General features: G+C 67.9%; 13 protein-coding genes. 5 read left to right on the top strand and 8 right to left on the bottom strand.

All coding sequences use genetic code 11. From position 1 onward, the window contains the following. Positions 1 to 31: 31 nt before the first annotated feature. Genes ACM6LR_RS03215 through ACM6LR_RS03195 form a run of 5 tightly spaced genes read left to right on the top strand, consistent with a single transcriptional unit; the run spans position 32 to position 6,545 of the window. Positions 32 to 1,987, top strand: a complete 1,956-nt coding sequence (locus ACM6LR_RS03215) for an alginate lyase family protein (RefSeq protein ID WP_414943124.1) — start codon at positions 32 to 34, stop codon at positions 1,985 to 1,987. After that, a complete protein-coding gene (locus ACM6LR_RS03210) occupies positions 1,984 to 3,513 on the top strand; it encodes a right-handed parallel beta-helix repeat-containing protein (RefSeq protein WP_414943123.1) in 1,530 nt (509 codons plus the stop codon). The genes ACM6LR_RS03215 and ACM6LR_RS03210 overlap by 4 nt, the downstream gene beginning before the upstream one ends. Before the next feature lies 1 nt (position 3,514). Further along, entirely contained in the window at positions 3,515 to 4,735 is a 1,221-nt protein-coding gene (locus tag ACM6LR_RS03205; RefSeq protein ID WP_414936013.1) for an O-antigen ligase domain-containing protein, read from the top strand. Beyond that, the gene (locus ACM6LR_RS03200) at positions 4,732 to 5,913 is read left to right on the top strand and encodes a glycosyltransferase family 4 protein (protein ID WP_414943122.1); all 1,182 of its coding nucleotides are present in this window, start codon (positions 4,732 to 4,734) and stop codon (positions 5,911 to 5,913) included. The genes ACM6LR_RS03205 and ACM6LR_RS03200 overlap by 4 nt, the downstream gene beginning before the upstream one ends. Then, on the top strand, positions 5,910 to 6,545 hold the full coding sequence (locus ACM6LR_RS03195; protein WP_414936011.1) for a phosphatase PAP2 family protein: 636 nt from the start codon (positions 5,910 to 5,912) through the stop codon (positions 6,543 to 6,545). Before ACM6LR_RS03200 ends, ACM6LR_RS03195 begins: the two co-directional genes overlap by 4 nt. 165 nt (positions 6,546 to 6,710) lie before the next feature. On the opposite strand, the gene ACM6LR_RS03190 is transcribed toward ACM6LR_RS03195, so the two are convergent. The 8 genes from ACM6LR_RS03190 to ACM6LR_RS03155 all read right to left on the bottom strand — a co-directional run bounded on the left by ACM6LR_RS03190 (position 6,711) and on the right by ACM6LR_RS03155 (position 16,137). Then, entirely contained in the window at positions 6,711 to 7,667 is a 957-nt protein-coding gene (locus tag ACM6LR_RS03190; RefSeq protein ID WP_414936010.1) for a hypothetical protein, read from the bottom strand. Positions 7,668 to 7,865: 198 nt separating this feature from the next. Continuing rightward, complete coding sequence (locus ACM6LR_RS03185; protein ID WP_414943121.1) at positions 7,866 to 9,311, bottom strand: right-handed parallel beta-helix repeat-containing protein; 1,446 nt, start codon at positions 9,309 to 9,311, stop codon at positions 7,866 to 7,868. A gap of 56 nt (positions 9,312 to 9,367) precedes the next feature. Continuing rightward, a complete protein-coding gene (locus ACM6LR_RS03180) occupies positions 9,368 to 10,867 on the bottom strand; it encodes a right-handed parallel beta-helix repeat-containing protein (RefSeq protein ID WP_414943120.1) in 1,500 nt (499 codons plus the stop codon). Beyond that, the gene (locus tag ACM6LR_RS03175) at positions 10,864 to 12,180 is read right to left on the bottom strand and encodes a glutamate-1-semialdehyde 2,1-aminomutase (RefSeq protein WP_414943119.1); all 1,317 of its coding nucleotides are present in this window, start codon (positions 12,178 to 12,180) and stop codon (positions 10,864 to 10,866) included. Before ACM6LR_RS03175 ends, ACM6LR_RS03180 begins: the two co-directional genes overlap by 4 nt. A 6-nt stretch (positions 12,181 to 12,186) precedes the next feature. Then, on the bottom strand, positions 12,187 to 12,735 hold the full coding sequence (locus ACM6LR_RS03170; RefSeq protein WP_414936006.1) for a dTDP-4-dehydrorhamnose 3,5-epimerase family protein: 549 nt from the start codon (positions 12,733 to 12,735) through the stop codon (positions 12,187 to 12,189). Continuing rightward, positions 12,732 to 13,919: a polysaccharide pyruvyl transferase family protein gene (locus ACM6LR_RS03165; protein WP_414943118.1), complete on the bottom strand. Its 1,188-nt coding sequence runs from the start codon at positions 13,917 to 13,919 to the stop codon at positions 12,732 to 12,734. The genes ACM6LR_RS03170 and ACM6LR_RS03165 overlap by 4 nt, the downstream gene beginning before the upstream one ends. Beyond that, the gene (locus tag ACM6LR_RS03160; RefSeq protein ID WP_414936004.1) at positions 13,916 to 14,866 is read right to left on the bottom strand and encodes a glycosyltransferase family 2 protein; all 951 of its coding nucleotides are present in this window, start codon (positions 14,864 to 14,866) and stop codon (positions 13,916 to 13,918) included. The genes ACM6LR_RS03165 and ACM6LR_RS03160 overlap by 4 nt, the downstream gene beginning before the upstream one ends. Further along, on the bottom strand, positions 14,863 to 16,137 hold the full coding sequence (locus ACM6LR_RS03155; protein ID WP_414936003.1) for a hypothetical protein: 1,275 nt from the start codon (positions 16,135 to 16,137) through the stop codon (positions 14,863 to 14,865). The genes ACM6LR_RS03160 and ACM6LR_RS03155 overlap by 4 nt, the downstream gene beginning before the upstream one ends. Positions 16,138 to 16,143 lie beyond the last annotated feature (6 nt).

The following is a 16,143-nucleotide window of genomic DNA, read 5'->3' as shown; positions in this document are numbered from 1 at the left end:
TCACCGACAAGGACACGGAGGGCCTTGGCTGATGGATCCGTCCTGGTACCTGCGAAGACTGTCGAGGATGGGGCCCGCCGAGGTCGCGGGCCGGGTCACCGACGTCGTGCGCAAACGCCAGTGGCGCGGGGTCGCGGGCGAGCAGGCGTCCTGGCTGCCGGACCGGCGGTTCACGCGGGTGCCGGGCGAAGACATCCTCGCCAGCGTCTCCGGTGAGGCGGTGAAAGGTTTGCTCGTCAAGGCGGACCGGCTCATGGACGGCCGTGCCGAGTACTTCGGTGTCGAGCGGGACGACCTCGCCGACCCGGATTGGTCGTACGACCCGAAGACCGGACGCCGAGCACCGTCCGATGTGTACTCCTTCGACATCCCGTATCGGAGCGAGGACGCCGTCGGTGACATCAAGCAGATCTGGGAGCCGTCCCGGCATCAGCACCTCACCGTGCTGGCCGCCGCGTACGCCCTGACCGGTGAGGACCGGTACGCCGAGCGTGTCGCCGCGCACCTGAAGTCGTGGTGGGCGGCGAACCCGCCGATGCGCGGGGTGCACTGGGTCAGCGGGATCGAACTCGGCATCCGGCTGCTGTCGTGGGTGTGGGTCCGGCGGCTGCTCGACGGCTGGGCGCAGGCACCGGCGCTGTTCGAGGACAATCCGGTGGCGCTCACCCAGATCTGGCAGCACCAGCGCTGGCTTGCCGCGTTCCCGAGCCGGGGTTCGTCGGCGAACAACCACGTGATCGCCGAGGACGCCGGGCAACTCGCCGCCGCCTGCGCGTTCGACTGGTTCCCGGAATCGGGCCAGTGGCGGGATTCGGCGCTGGCGTCGCTGGACAAGATGTTGCGGCACAACACCTTCGACTCCGGTATCAACCGTGAGCTCGCCACCGAGTATCACGGGCTCGTCCTGGAACTGGGGCTCGCCGGTGCGCTGGAGGCGAAGGCCGCCGGTGTCGTGGTGCCCGAGTCGACCTGGCTCGTGCTGCTGCGGATGACCGACGCGCTGGCGTCCATGGTGGACAACCGGCTGCGGCCGCCGCGGCAAGGTGACGCCGACGACGGCTTCGGTCTCATCGTGGATGGCGCTGTCGGTGACGAAACCAGCCGCTGGGCGTCGTTGCTCAACACCGGATCAGTCCTTTTCGGACGGTTGGACTGGTGGCCGGAGGTACCCGGCGGGGATGTCCGTACCCCGCTCTTCTCCGCGCTGGCCAGGGACATCCAGGTCGGCTCGCGGCGCCCGGCCCGGCGGCGGGACGACTTCGCCGACGCCGGGATGACCATCCTGCGTGGCGGCGAGATCTGGTGCCGCTGCGACGGTGGACCGCACGGCTTCCTGTCCATCGCCGCGCACGCGCACGCGGACGCGCTGTCGGTGGAGGTCCGGCACGACGGTGTCGACATCCTCGCCGATCCTGGAACCTACTGCTACCACGGTGAACCGAAGTGGCGTTCGTATTTCCGGTCGACGGCCGCGCACAACACCCTCGAACTCGGTGACACCGACCAGTCCGTTTCCGGTGGCCCGTTCCTGTGGACGAAACACGCCGTCACCACCGTGATCGGGGCCGGAACGCCGTCGCGCTGGAGTGCCGAACACGACGGCTACGCCCCGGCGGTCCATCAGCGGTCGGTGGAACTGGAGGACTCGACGCTGCGGATCCTGGACGAGGTTCGCGGCGGTGAGGCGCGACGGTGCCGTCTCGCGTTCCACTTCGGCCCGGCCGTCGAGGTCGCGCTTTCCGGCGGGACGGCGACGCTGTCGTGGACGGTCGACGGCCAGGAGCGGCAGGCTTCGCTCGAACTGCCACCGGAACTACGCTGGTCGGCACACCGCGGCGAGACCACTCCGCCGCTCGGCTGGTACTCGGCCGGGTTCGGCCGCCGCGAGCCCGCGTGGACGTTGCTCGGAGCCGGAACCGTGGGCGCCGAGGGCGCGTTGTCCACCCAGCTCACCTTCGACACAGGTAACGAGGATCCCCCATCGTGACCGCACGACCGCATCGTCTCCGCCGGGCAGCGTTAGTGGTGCTGCTCGGCCCGCTGGCGCTCACCGCCTGCACGACCCCGGCCGACGAGGCAGGGCCCGGACCGGATCCGGCCAAGACGCCGTCCGGTCCGACCGCGCAGGTGTGCGACAAGTTGCCGCCGGGTCCGGCGGAAGCGCCGGCGGGGGCGGTGAAGATCGACCCGGCGGTGCCGAACGACCTCGCCGCGAAGACGCGGTCGAGCCCGGCCGGGACGACGTTCTGGCTGGCACCGGGGACGCACAAACTCGGCGACGACCGCTACGACCAGGTCAACCCAAAGCAGGGCAACGTCTACGTGGGTGGCCCCAAAGCGGTCCTCGACGGCCGGAAAATCAACCAGTACGCCTTCTCCGGCAACGCCACCGACGTCAAGATCCAGTACCTGACCGTGCAGGGCTTCGCCGCGCCGCACGACGAGGGCGTGGTCAACCACGATTCGGCCGACGGATGGGTCATCGAGCACAGCGCCGTCCAGGACAACGACGGCGCGGCGCTGATGGCGGGCGCGCGGCAACAGGTCCGGGGGAACTGCCTGCGGCGCAACGGGCAGTACGGGATGAACGCGTACGCGCAGAGCAACGGGATCACCGGGCTTCTCGTCGAGGGCAACGAGATCACCGGGAACAACACCGGCGACTGGGAAAGCAGGATCGACGGCTGCGGCTGCACCGGCGGGGTCAAGTTCTGGTCGGTCAACGGCGCCGACATCCGGGGCAACTGGGTGCACGACAACCGCGGCGTCGGACTGTGGGCCGACACGAACAACAACGACTTCCTCATCGAGGGCAACGTCATCGAGAACAACGACGGCTCCGCCCTGATGTACGAGACCAGCTACAACGCCGTCATCAGCGGCAACACCCTCCGCCGCAACAACTGGGTGGACGGCAAGGGCTACATCGACCGCGGCGACAGCTTTCCGGTGGCGTCGATCTACATCTCCGAGTCCGGCGGCGAGCCGAGGGTGAAGGCGCGCACGGACAAACTGGAGATCTCCGGCAACTCGTTCGAGAACAACTGGAACGGGGTCACCCTGTGGGAGAACTCCGACCGGTTCTGCAACAGCGCGGCCAACACGTCGTCCGGCTCCTGCACGCGGCTGGTGCCCGAACAGGCGAACTGCGCGCAGCCCGCGATCGCGGCTGGCCCGCTGAACGACGACTGCCGGTGGAAAACCCAGCGCGTCGAGATCCACCACAACCGGTTCGTGCTCGACCCGGCCGTCGCCAACTGCGAAGAGAGCTGCGCGCGGATGGCGATGCTCGCGAACTTCGGCACGTTCCCGGACTGGTCGCCGTACAAGGGCGAGGTCGTCCAGCAGGCGATCACCTTCGACCAGGGGAACCGGCTCCACGACAACACCTACTCCGGGCCGTGGAACTTCGTGGCCTTCGAGCCGAGCCGGGTGCTGGGCTTCGGTGAATGGCAGGGCGCGCCCTACCGTCAGGACCAGGGCAGCAAGTTCGCCCGCGCGGGAGGTGGCTGACTTGCTCGATCCCGTGGTCCGGACCGAAGCGGCGATCCGCCGGAGCACACCCAAGGCGGTCGGCATCGCCTGGACGTTGCTGATCATCAACACCCTGGGCTCGACAGGGGCGAAGACGGTCATTCCACTGCCGAGGTCGGTCAGCCAGCTGATCACCATGGGCTCGCTGGGTGCCGCTTTCCTGATCGCACTGGCCTTGAACAGCAGGCTGCGGGTCAGGCCGAGCGCCTACCTCTTCCTGCTCACGGTGTTGCTGGTGCTGAGCACCGCCGCGAGCCTGAACCTGGAAGGCGGGTTCGGCGCGCTGTTCCGCTGCTTCCGGTTCACCCTTTTCCTCGGCACCCTGTGGTTGCTGACCCGCTGGTGGAACGGCGGCCTCGACCTCGTCCGCCAGCACATCCGCACCTACGGCGCGGTGCTGGTGACGGTGGTGATCGGGCTCGCGCTGAGCCCGGGCAACGCGATGCCGTTCGAGTACGGCGGACGGCTCACCGGGACGCTGTGGCCGTTGACCCCGCCACAGGTCGGCCAATACGCGGCCATCGTCATCGGCCTCACGACCTTGTTGTGGCTCGGCGGGAAACTGGACCGGCGGAACGCGCTGATCGTCATCGTCCCGACCTTCGGGATCCTGCTGCTGACCCACACCCGCACCGCGATGCTCGGCCTGGTGGCCGGAACCATCGTGGCGCTGATGTCGCAGTGGATGTCCAGCGCCCGCGCCCGCAAGGTGTTCACCGGGCTGGTCCTCGGCGGGGTGTTCGCCGCGGTGGTGCTGGGCGGGCTGCTGCAGACGTGGTTCCTGCGGGGGCAGTCCGAGGAGAACTTCTCAAGCCTCACTGGCCGGGCGAAGGTGTGGGACGCGCTGCTCAGCGCGCCGCGCACGACGCTGGAGTACCTGTTCGGCGTCGGCCTGACCGACAAGTCCTACGACGGTCTCCCGATCGACAGCAGCTGGCTCGCGGTTTACCACGAGCAAGGCTTCGTCGGGATCGCGATCGTGGCGGCGTTCCTGCTCGTGCTGGTCGTGGTCGCGGTGCTGCGGCCGCCCTCGCCCGCCAGGGCGTGCGCGATCTTCCTGATCACCTACTGTCTTTCCGCCTCCTACACCGAGGCGGGCCTCGGCGACGCGTCGCCGTACCTGCTGCACCTGGCCCTGGCCGCGTCGCTGCTGGTACGTGTGCCCGCCGACGACCCCGAATTCCTCAAGGAGCCCGCGTGAAGGTCCTCGTGATCCACAACCGGTACAGATCCGAGCAGCCAAGCGGTGAGAACAACGTCGTCGACCAGGAGATCGCGCTGCTGGGCGAGGCCGGGCACGACGTCGGCCTGTTCGAGCGGCGCAGTGACGACATCGCGGAGATGTCCCTGCCGCGCAAGGCCGTCGTCCCGCTTCAGGTGCCGTGGAACCGGGCCGTACGCGCGGAACTGGCCCGGCGCCTCGCCGAGGACCGGCCGGACGTCGTCCACATCCACAACACGTTCCCGCTGCTGTCGCCTTCGGTGCTGGCCGCGTGTGCCGAGGCCGGGGTCCCGACGGTCGCGACCGTGCACAACTACACCCTGATCTGCCCTCCCGGCACGCTGTATCGCGAGGGCTATATCTGTACCGATTGCGTGGGACGCAAGCCGATCCCGGCGGTGCGGCACGGCTGCTACCGCGGCTCGCGGCTCGCCACCGTGCCGATGGCGGCGAGCCTGCTGCTGAACCGCAACCGCTGGTGGTCCGGGGTTTCGCGGTTCTTCTGCATCTCACGGGCGCAACGCGAGGTGCTGATCGCCGCCGGGATGCCCGCCGAGCGGCTCGCGGTGAAGTACAACTTCGTCGCCGACCCGGGCAAGACGCGCAAGGGCGCGGGGGAGCATGTGCTGTTCCTCGGCCGGATCACCGAGGAAAAGGGCATCGGCCTGCTGATGAAGGCTTGGGACCAGCTCGCCGCGGTGGGCGGCCCGGTGCCGCCGCTGGTGATCGCCGGCACCGGCCCGATGCAGGACGAGGTCGCACGCTGGGCACACGGCCGCGACGACGTCCGCTATGTCGGGCTCCAGTCCAAAGAGGAGTGTCGAGACCTGATCGCCCGCTCGAACGCCGTCGTCGCCCCTTCGGAGTGGCTGGAGGCGTTCGGCCTGGTCGTGGTCGAGGCGATGGCCGCCGGAGTCCCGACGGTCGCCGCTGCCCACGGCGCCTTCCGCGAACTGGTGGAAGACGGCGTCACCGGCCTGCTACACGAACCCGGGAACCCCGAGTCGCTCGCGGCACGGCTGCGGGAGGTCGTCGGCGACGCCGAAGGGAACCAGGAGATGGGCTGGGCGGCCCGGCTGGTGTACGAACAGGAATTCACGCCGAAGATCGGCCTCGAGCGGCTGATCGGCGGCTACCAGGCCGCGATCGACGCGTGATCGCCGGCCCGCCCGCTCTCCCGCCGCGGGTGCGGGTCCCGCTCTGGACTCTGGGCGCCTGCGGCTTCCTCGTCGCCCTCATCCTCGGCGTGCGTTACGCCGGAACCTCCCACACCGCCGGACTGGACGCCCTCGTGCTGCCGGTCGTCGACCGGGTCGAAGGCCCACTCTGGTACCTGGCGACCGCGATCGACTTCGCGGGCGAACCGGTGGGCGCGGTGGTGGTCATCGCGTTGTTCGGCTGGCTGTGCTTGCGGCACCGGCGGCCGCGGACGGCGATCCTGCTGGTGGCCGCCTCCGGGGTGACCGTGGCGCTGACCACCGGCCTGAAACCCCTGACCGGCAGGCTGATCCACGGCGAGTTCCTCTCCTATCCCAGCGGGCACACGGCTTTCGCGGTGACCGTGGCGACGGTCGTCGCGCTGCTGGTGATCGACGTGCGCGGTCTTGGGCCTCTTGGCGGGACCGGGGTGCTGGTGGGGCTGGTCGCGTTCTCGGCGCTCGCGATGGGGTGGGCCGAGGTGGCGCTGGGGGCGCACTACCCGACGGACACTTTCGGGGGCTTCGGGGTGGCTGTCGCGGTGGTGCCGGTGGTGGCGTGGGCGGTGGACCGGCTCACGCGGCCCGCTTGACGCCGTCGAGCAGTTCCCGGCTGACATCCAAGTGGCCACGCGTGCCGCGCGAAGCTCGGTCGCCGAGAGTCCGTCGAGTTTGTAGAGGATCGCTGCCCGCATTGGGGCCGAGGGGCAGCGATCGGGTATCGGGAGAGTGCCTGTAAAGGCTGCAATCTCCTCACGCTACGCGGTTCGCCTGATCGCGACGTTCGGCCGCGGGTGCCTCTGCGCGGACCAGAACGCGGCTTGAAGCTCGCTGAGAACCCGGTCCGGCTCGGTGCGCAGCCTGGACGGCAGCGTCTGAAGCACGACGATTCCCGCGGCGACGTAACGAGCGTTGCGGGCGACGGTGGCACGATGGTCTTCGAGGCTCGTGTGGTGGCGGTAGGAGTCGATCTCCCAAGCGAAGGCGATCTCGTCGCACCAGAAGTCCGGAGTGGCGATGTAGTTCCCGTCCGCGTCGAAGATCGGGACGTTCCAGTGGCCCGGTGGGAGACCGGAGCGTTGCCAGAGGTGCCACGCGTCGGCTTCGGCGACGGATCTCGCTCCGGCGAGTAGTGGGGTCAGGGCCTTCCTGGGCAGGGCGGTTCCGGCTCGCCCTGCTTGGTCGAGTTCGTGGGAGAGCATGTCGGTGGTGCAGAAGCGGCGTTGGACGGCCTCGGCCATCAGCGCCTGGATCTCGTCTCCGTTCGTGAGCCTTCGGGCGGCGTCGATGACGGCTCGGGGAACGGGCGCGACCGGGAGGCCTCCCCGCAGGTGAGGACGGGGAAGGCGGTGAGTCCGCTCCACGTGGGCGAACTCGACGTCGGCGACACCGTGGTTGGCCGGTATGAGGACATGGATTTCCTCCTGCCGAGGCACCCTCTCCAGACCATGGCGGCGGAGCGCCCAAGTGCCGGTGAGTACCGCGTCCCGTCGAGCGTGGAGCAAGGCGGCGCGGATCCGGTGCTCGTCGGTCGGGGTACCACTGCTTAGCAGCACGATGCCGGGCAGCAGCGTTCGCCAGGGCCCGCCCGTGGCGCACCGGCGGGAGATGGTCCGGCGCGGCACCCCGATCTGTTCGAGATCGGTCGCGCGGACCACTTCCGGCCGGTCCGGAGCGGTGAGCAAGGGGTGAGTGGTCCAGATTCCTCGTCGCACCCGAGCACTATGCGACCGGCCACCGACAATACCTGCCTTACGTGCATGAAAGTCCCAGTCACGAGATCATGTCCGTGACGATGTAGGAATTGGGACACTCAACGTCCCAATTCCTACATCGTCACGTGGCCTCCCCGCTCGTGCCCGAACTTCCGTTGAACATGAACCACGGTTGTACCGAAAGGTCCGGTCACGACCTCAGCACCCACCGTCCCCAAAAGAACTACAAGCATCCTGCGAGTAAGGAGCCCCCTGCCACCCCGAAACGCCCAAGGTCCGCGAAGTGTCATGAACGACAAAACGCCAATCCCCCGAATAGGCGTTGTCGTACCACCGGTTCTCCTGCCGAAAGGTGACCGCGTCCGAAACGGAAGAACCGCGATAAGGCGACCACTCCGGATAGGTCCCGTAATTCGCCAATACAGCCATCCGCCCGCACAACCCCGTGCACGCCGAGCCGATCGAGAACTTGTTGCCGTGAACGGAAACCCGCTGCGTCTTCCACCGGCAGTCGTCGTACAGCGGCGGCGACGCGATCCCCGGCGCCGAACAGGACGAGACCGAAGGGACCAAACGAGTACATGAGCCAGACGATGTGTTCGCCGGGCTGTTGCAGAAACGGTCCGCGTTCTCCCACAGGGTGATTCCGGCCCAGTTGTCCTCGAAGACGTTGTCGACGATCTCCACCGAGGAAGTCCGGGCACGAATACGCGGCTCACCCCCGGACTCGGAAAGGTAGATCGTCCCGACCGGGAAATTGTCACCACGCGCGGCGAAAGCGCGACCCTGCACAAGGGTGTTCCGCCGGAAGGTGTTCCCTCGGACCACGAGGTTGTAGGAGATCTCGTAGAACAACGCCTCCGCCTCGTTGTCCTCGATCAGGTTGTCCTCGATGACGAAGTCGTTGTTGTTCGTATCCGCCCACAGGCCCGCGCCGTGGTTGTGGTGGACCCAGTTGCCGCGGATGTCGGCGCCGTTCACGGCCCAGAATTTCGCGCCGCCGCTGCAGCCGCAGCCGGGGTTCTTCTTTTCCCAGTCGTCGGTGTTGTTCCCGGCGATCTCGTTGCCCTCGACGACCAGTCCGGTGATGCCGTCGCCGGCGCGGTAGGCGTTGATGCCGTACTGCCCGTTGTTCCGCAGGCAGTTCCGCCGGATCTCCTGGCGCGGACCCGCCATCATGGCGGCGCCCCGGTTGTCCTCGATGGTGTTGCCTTCGATGAGCCAGTGCTCACCGGAGTCGTGGTTTACCACGCCCTCATCCCGCGGCGCCGCGAAACCGCGGATCGTGAGGCCACGGAGGACGACATCGCGCGCCTGCTGGGTGAACGCGTAGCGGTTGACACCGCCACCGTCCAAAACAGCGCCGGGAGCGCCGAGATAGGCGTTGCCGTCCTTCGGGATGATCAGGCCGAACTCGTCCGGGCTCAGGGTGTGCTCGCCCCCGGCCAGCCAGAACGTCGTGCCGGCCGGGAGCTCGCGCGTCTTCGTGGAAAGGTCGGTCCCTGGTTCGACGACCACGGCGCCGTCGGGTTTCGAAGGGCTCACCGGTCCCGCGTCGCAGACCGCGACAGGAGAGACCTCAGCCGGTAGAGCCGTGATGACTCCTGTCGCGAGCAGCAGCAAAGTGACCAGGAACGCGGGCATGCCTGAAACGGTAAGCCACTATGGACGGTCCCAGACGGACACTTACAGGTGAACCTTCAGCACGTCTCCATCTCCCCGAACCCGCTGCAGGTGTCCTGCAGATAGGGCGCGGCCTGCCACTGCGCCGCGGTCAGCCGCCGCGACATGTCATGGGCGACGAACGTCCAAGGTCCGTAGTACTTGTTGTCGTGCCACCGGTTCTCCTGCCGGAAGGTGATCGCGTCCGAGATCACGGCGGCCCGGTACGGCGACCAGGCCGGGAAGGTCCCGTAGTTCGAGAGCACCGCCATTCGTCCGCAGAGGCCGAGGCAGCCTTCCATCGACGAATCGAACTCGAACGTGTTCTCGTGCACCGAAACGCGCTGGGTCTTCCATCGGCAGTCGCTGTACAGCGGCTCGGTGGCGATGCCCGGATCGGAGCAGGAGGACGTCGGTGAGATCAGCGCCGTGCACGAGAGCGTGGAGGTGTTGGCCGGGCTGTTGCAGAATCGGTCGGCGTTCTCCCACAGCGTGATCCCCGACCAGTTGTCGGAGAACATGTTTCCCCGGATGTCGATCTTACTGGTCCGGGCGGGCAGCCTCGGTTCTCCACCCGATTCGCTGAGGTACACCGCGGCGACCGGGAAGTTGTCGCCCTTTGCGGCCTTGCTCCGGCCCTGTATCAGCGCGTTGCGCCGGAACGTGTTCCCGATCAGGTCCAGGTTGTAGGAGATCTCGTAGAACAGCCCTTCGGACGCGTTGTCCTCGATCAGGTTGTCCTCGATGAGGAAATCGTTGTTGTTCGTGTCGGCCCAGAGCCCGACACCGTGGTTGCCGTGGACCCAGTTGCCGACGATGTCAGCCCCGTTGACGGCCCAGAACTTCGCACCGCCGCTGCATCCGCAGCCAGGGACCTTCCTTTCCCAGTCGTCGGTGTTGTTCCCGGCGATCTCGTTGCCCTCGATCACCAGATCGGCCAGCCCGCCGCCGAAACGGTAGGCGTTGATGCCGTACTGCCCGTTGTTGCGCAGGCAGTTCCCGATCACCCGCTGGCCGGTCCCGGTCATCATCCCGGCGCCGCTGTTGTCCTCGATGATGTTGCCTTCGATGACCCAGCGTTCGCCGGAGTCGTGGTTGACCACGCCCTGATCACGTTCGGCGACGAAACCGCGGATGGTCAGCCCGCGGATCACCACGTCCTTGGCCGAGGTGGTGAAGGCCGCGCGGTTGAGCCCGCGTCCGTCCAGTACGGCACCGGGCGCGCCGAGGTAGACGTTGCCGTCCTTGGGCATCACCTGCCCGAACTGGTCGGAACTCAGGATGTGCGTGCCGGGCGCGAGCCAGAACGTGCTCCCCGGCGGGCTGAACCGGGTCTTGTCGGTCAGATCGATACCCGGTTCGACGACCTGGGCGCCTTCCGGTGCGGAAGGGACGCCGACGGTCGTGCCGCACACCCCTCGGGTCGGCTCTGGAGTCGCCACCGCTGTGGATTCAACGGCGACCTGGAGCAGTAGTACCGACAGTGCGACGCAGAGCGCGCGTGAGCCGGCCGAGCGATAGGCGATCCCTGAACTCATACCCTTCTCCGAAACACCGGCTTCACCGGACGGCCACCCAGCCACGGCGCCGGATCATCCGCGTCGAGTGCTTTGCGATACACGAGGCAGGCCTGCGAGACCACTTCGACAGTCCGGTTGATGTCTTCTTCGGACAATGCGCTGCTGACCACGAACGACGGTCCGAGGATGCCACCCGTGACCAGTTGCCGCAGGAACAACGTTCGGTAGTCCTGTGACGGTTTTTTTTCCGCGTCGAGCGTGCCGAAGACGAGGTTGCTCGCCCGGCCACGCACGACGACGTGTTCCTCGACCCCCGCCGAGGCCGCGACTTCGCGGACCCCGGCGGCGAGCCGGTCGCCGAGCGCGTGCAGCCGCGCGGCGATACCTTCTTCGGTGTAGGTCTCCATGACCGCGATCGCGGCGGCCAGCGAATGCGTCTCGGCGCCGTGCGTGGTGGACAGCAGGAAGACCCGCTCCCCGGCGGTACGGAGGCCACCGAGTTCCATCAGTTCGCGTTTGCCTGCCAGCGCCGAGACGGCGAACCCGTTCCCGAGCGCCTTGCCGAACGTCGAGAGGTCCGGCGTGACACCGTAGAGCCCTTGCGCTCCGGCCTCGGACCAGCGGAAACCGGTGATCATCTCGTCGAAGATCAGTACGCAGCCGTACCGGTCGGCGAGTTCCCGCAGGCCGGCGAGGTAGCCGGGCGGCGGTTCGAGCTGGGTGGACGCCTCCAGGACCAGGCAGGCGATCCGGCCTTCGTGTTCCCGCAGCACCTGTTCCGTCGCGGGCAGGTCGCCGTAGGGGAACGACATGGTCAGGTCGGTGATCTCGCCGGGGATACCCGACGACATCGGCGTGGTGCCGATGAACCAGTCGTCGATGGAGAAGAAGGCGTGGTCGTGGCAGATCGCCACCAGCGGCCTGCCGGTGGCCGCCCTGGCGAGCTTGACCGCGGCCGTGGTGGCGTCGGAGCCGTTCTTGGCGAACTTGACCATTTCCGCGGTGGGTACGGTCTCGAGGAACTTCTCCGCCGCCCGTTCCTCCATAATGGACGGACGGGCGAAGTTGGCGCCCCGGTCGATCTCGCGGTGGGCGGCTTCGCTGACCCGCGGGTGCACGTGCCCGAGGCTGACCGCGCGCAGCCCTGAGCCGTACTCGATGTATTCGTGCCCGTCGACGTCCCAGACGTGCGCGCCGCGCCCGTGGGAGATGACCGGTGCCAGGTTGTCCGGGTACTGGTCGTCGCCCTTGGCGTAGGTGTGCGCGCCTCCGGGGATCATCGCGTGGAGGCGCTCATTGGCCCGCATGGACTGGGGAAGCTGACGGGACACTTCGAATCACCTCGTGTTCTGTAGTACCGCGGAGAGCGGGAGGGCCCGGCGGTCCCGCTCCGAGACGAAGGCGGCCGGAAGTGGCCAGTCGATCGCCAGCTCCGGGTCGTCGAAGGCGATCGCCACGTCTTCGGCGGGATCATGCGCGCGGTCGATCCGGTAGGAGACGTCGGCGTACTCGGTGAGCGCCTGGAACCCGTGCGCGCACCCGGCCGGGATGTACAGCGAAACCTGCGTCTCCCCGGACAGTTCGAACGTCTCCTTGCCGAGGTAGGTCGGCGAATCCGGCCTCAGGTCGACGACGACGTCGAAGACGGCGCCCCACGAACACCGGACCAGTTTCGCCTCACCCGCACCCGAGCGGAGGTGCATCCCGCGCAGCACTCCTCTTCGAGACCGGGAAACACTGTCCTGGAGGAACCCGTTCGGGTCGATTCCCGCCGACCGGACGACGTCGGCGTCGAACGTGCGGCTGAAGAAGCCGCGTTCGTCGGCGTGCGGTGTCGGCTCGAACAGGTACGCGCCCGCGATGGCGGGCACCGGGATCGTCTTCATCGGACTCCCATCGGCAGGAAGGCGGCCGACAGTTCGGAGAACTGCTCGTCCAGCAGTCGTACTTGCTCCGCGCCGCGTTTCACCAGGGTTTCGGTCAGTTCGCCCGCGCGGCTCTCGAGTTCGGCGAACTGGCGCACCAGTTTGTCGAGATCGATCTCCTTGGCGCGCTGGCAGAACTCTCCGAGGCCCAACGCGGCCATGAGGACGTCGTTCTTGCGGGCGTACCCGACGGACAACGTCGGTTTCGCCAGCTTCAGCGCGCACAGGACGTTGTGGTACCGGGTGGCGACGACGGTCTCGACCGCCGACATCGCCCGCAGCACGTCGTCCAAAGTGGACGTGTCGGCGGCGGTGACCAACGGGGAATCCAGTTCCGTCATGATCTCGTCGACGACCTGCCGGTCGGCTCGATCGCCGATGAACAACCGCACCGGGCGGCCGTCGGCGACCAGTCCGGCGACGAACCGGGTCATTTTGTCCACATAGGACTCATAGATCTCGCCGGCGCGGGCCCGGTCGTCGTTCCCGCCGTGGTAGGCCATCACCCCGACCCCGACGGAGCGGGGCAGCACCGGTTCCGACGGCGCCGAGAGAGCGAAGGCGAGATCGGGGTAGACACGGTCGTCCGTGACGTCCACCCCCATCGCGCGCATCGCGTCCCGTGACGGCTCGTCCCGGTAGGACCGGAACGCCGCCAGCCACGCGGCCCGGCCGATGATCGACCGGGTGATCCGGTGCGTGCTGACGTTGGCGCCGACGCTCACCAGCGCGACCTTGGTGCCGACCAGCCTGCCGGACGCCGACAGCAGCAACAGGGCGTACGGGAAACCCCACGGGCGCAGGGGAAGGGTGGATTCGAGGACGCCCATCCCCGGCACGATCACGACGTCCTGGCGCCGCACCCACGTCGCCGTGCGGACGACGTCGACGAGTTTGCCGAACCCCTTCATGACGATGGACAACGGACCCGAAGCTGTCCGGTACTCACCCTGGTACCAGTTCAACGCGGTCGTCTCGAGTCCGTAGCGTGACGCGACGATTTCCGGACCGCCGCACATCACGCTGAGCGCGGCAGCGGGATGCTCCGCGCGCAAATACCCGAGAACCGCCTCGAAGGAACCGTCGTTGCCCAGATTCCCTGATCCGAGGAGACCGAACAGCCCGATTCTCACGGGCGGGGTCAAGGGACTCGTCCCTCCTGGCCGGCGACGACTGAGACCACGGAAACCTCACGCGGCCCCGTTTCGGCCTCGGCCTGGACCGGCATCCGTCCCATGGCCGGGTTTCCCGCCCGGTTCAGCATCCATTGCCGCAGGTACCGGAAGCACTCGCGCTTCTCGGCGCCGGAGATCGGCGCGTTGCGGATCGCGTTGACGTAACCCAGGACGTACTCGCCGAGCAGCCGCACCATCGGGTGACGCAGCTTGTCGGCCCGCTTCGGGTCGAGGTTGGTCGCACGCCTGCGCACGGTCGGATGCTCGTGTTCGGAGCGGCCGGGGTGGTCACGCCGGAAGTACAGCCAGTCGGGCACCTGGTGGAACCGGCCGTGCAGGGCGAGTTCCGAGATGATCGTGCGGTCCGCGTGGTGGTAGCTGTCCAGCGGCGCGACGCGGCGCAGCACCTCGGTGCGGATGACCGCGCCGTCGTCGTCCCCGCCGGGTGCGAACAGCGTGCTGCGGAAGCGTTCCGCGGCGTGCGGCGAAACCGTGTTGAGCGGGTACTCCAGCGCCTGCGTGACGACGGCCTTCTCGTCGATCATCGCCGTCCACGAGTGCGAGAGGACGAACTCGGGGTGCTCGTCGAGCGCCTCGACACAGCGCTCCAGCAGGTCGCGCGCGTAGAGGTCGTCGTCCGAGGCCCACTTGAACAACTCGCCGCGGGCGACGTCGACGCAGTAGTTGTGGTTGGGCGCGCAGCCGATGTTCACCGGCTGGCGCACGTAGCGAACGCGGGAGTCCAGTTTCGCGTACTCACGGCCGATCTCTTCGGTGCGGTCCACGGACGCGTTGTCCGAGATGATCAGTTCGAAGTTCTCGTAGCTTTGGCCGAGGAGTGCGTCCAGCGATTCGGCGAGGTAGTCCTCGCCGTTGTAGACCGGGAGCCCGATGCTCAGCCGAGGAGCGGTGCTCATGACGTCCTCATTTCTTCCTTCTCCGAAGTCAGATGTTCTTTGAGCGCGGCATGCAGCTGAAGCCACCACACCGCTGACCCGCTGGTGATCGCCAACGCGACCCCCCAAGCGGATCCGGACGCCCCGGCCAAGAAGGCGCCAATGAGCCCGAAACCGACGTAGCCGGCCGAGTTGATCAGCTGGGCGCGAAGGCTCCTTTTCGCAGCGCCGAGCGCACGCAATCCGGCGGCCGCCCCGGTGTTGAACCCCGCAGCGGCGATACCGATGGTCACCGGGAGGATCAGTTCCGAAGCGGGATCCCAGACGTCACCGAGCACGAACCGGCCGGCGTCGTGGGGTACCAGAAGCAAGGCGAGACCCCAGAGCAGGGCCGCCGCCGCCTGGCCGGCGCCGAGAACGGCGCAGAAGTTCCGAAGGCGGTGCGGGGCCCGTTGGAGCACCCGCGCGCTTTCGGCCACCGTGACCAGGGAAAGTCCCATCAGAAGGGCGAAGAACGGTCCGAGCAGCAGTTCGGCGCCGCGTACCGCGCCGACGCTCGCGAGCCCGGCGATCGCGCCGAGGCCGTACATCCGCAGCTGGGTCGAACCGGCGTTGCTGACGTTTTCGACCACGTATCGGGCGCCGAGGTCGCGGTGCCGTTTGAGCCACTCGAGCGTGCCGCGCGGATCCGGCCGGACCCCCGCCTGCAGACAGCCGTACCCGGCGGCGACCGCTCCGGAGAGGCCCCACGCCAGGATGAAGGCGACGACCGTGTCGAACCACCGGTTCGCGACGAACAGTGCCGGGATCAGCGCGATGCCCCAGACGACGTCGTTGACGAACGCCTTTTTCCCGTGCCCGGCGGCGAAGAAGGTGAACCGCCAGGCGTCCTGCAGCAACAAGGTGGGAATGACGATCCCGAGTGCGACGAACGCGCCGCCGATGTCGTCACCCACCAGGAGCCCGGCCGTCACGCTGACGACACCCGCCACGACGCCCGCGGTGAGCGCCGTCCCGGTCGCCCGTGCCGTCGCCGCCCGCCAGGATTCGGTGGACACACCGGAGAACCGCACCATCAGCGGGTCGGTCGTCAGCCCGCGCGAGAGGTTGAGCACCACGCCGTAGCTGACCCAGGCGAGGCTGAACATGCCGAACGCCGTGGTGCCGAGCGAACGCGCGACGTAGAGGCCGACCGCGAAATTGGTGATGCTGGAGACGGCCTGGTCGCCCAAGCCCCAGCTGAGCCGTCCGGCCATGGCCCGGACGGCTTGGGAACGCAGAAGTGATCGCATCGGTCT

The organism is Amycolatopsis sp. cmx-11-32 (assembly GCF_047608695.1).
Lineage (GTDB): Bacteria > Actinomycetota > Actinomycetes > Mycobacteriales > Pseudonocardiaceae > Amycolatopsis.
The sequence above is the reverse complement of the archived record's forward strand: the minus strand, read 5'-3'. Positions and strand labels throughout refer to the sequence as shown.

What these genes read in the sequence shown, in the direction of transcription:
- ACM6LR_RS03215 (WP_414943124.1), top strand. Translation starts at nt 32, where the DNA reads ATGGATCCGTCCTGGTACCTGCGAAGACTGTCGAGGATGGGGCCCGCC.
- ACM6LR_RS03185 (WP_414943121.1), bottom strand. Translation starts at nt 9,311, where the DNA reads ATGCCCGCGTTCCTGGTCACTTTGCTGCTGCTCGCGACAGGAGTCATC.
- ACM6LR_RS03180 (WP_414943120.1), bottom strand. Translation starts at nt 10,867, where the DNA reads ATGAGTTCAGGGATCGCCTATCGCTCGGCCGGCTCACGCGCGCTCTGC.
- ACM6LR_RS03170 (WP_414936006.1), bottom strand. Translation starts at nt 12,735, where the DNA reads ATGAAGACGATCCCGGTGCCCGCCATCGCGGGCGCGTACCTGTTCGAG.
- ACM6LR_RS03160 (WP_414936004.1), bottom strand. Translation starts at nt 14,866, where the DNA reads ATGAGCACCGCTCCTCGGCTGAGCATCGGGCTCCCGGTCTACAACGGC.
- ACM6LR_RS03155 (WP_414936003.1), bottom strand. Translation starts at nt 16,137, where the DNA reads ATGCGATCACTTCTGCGTTCCCAAGCCGTCCGGGCCATGGCCGGACGG.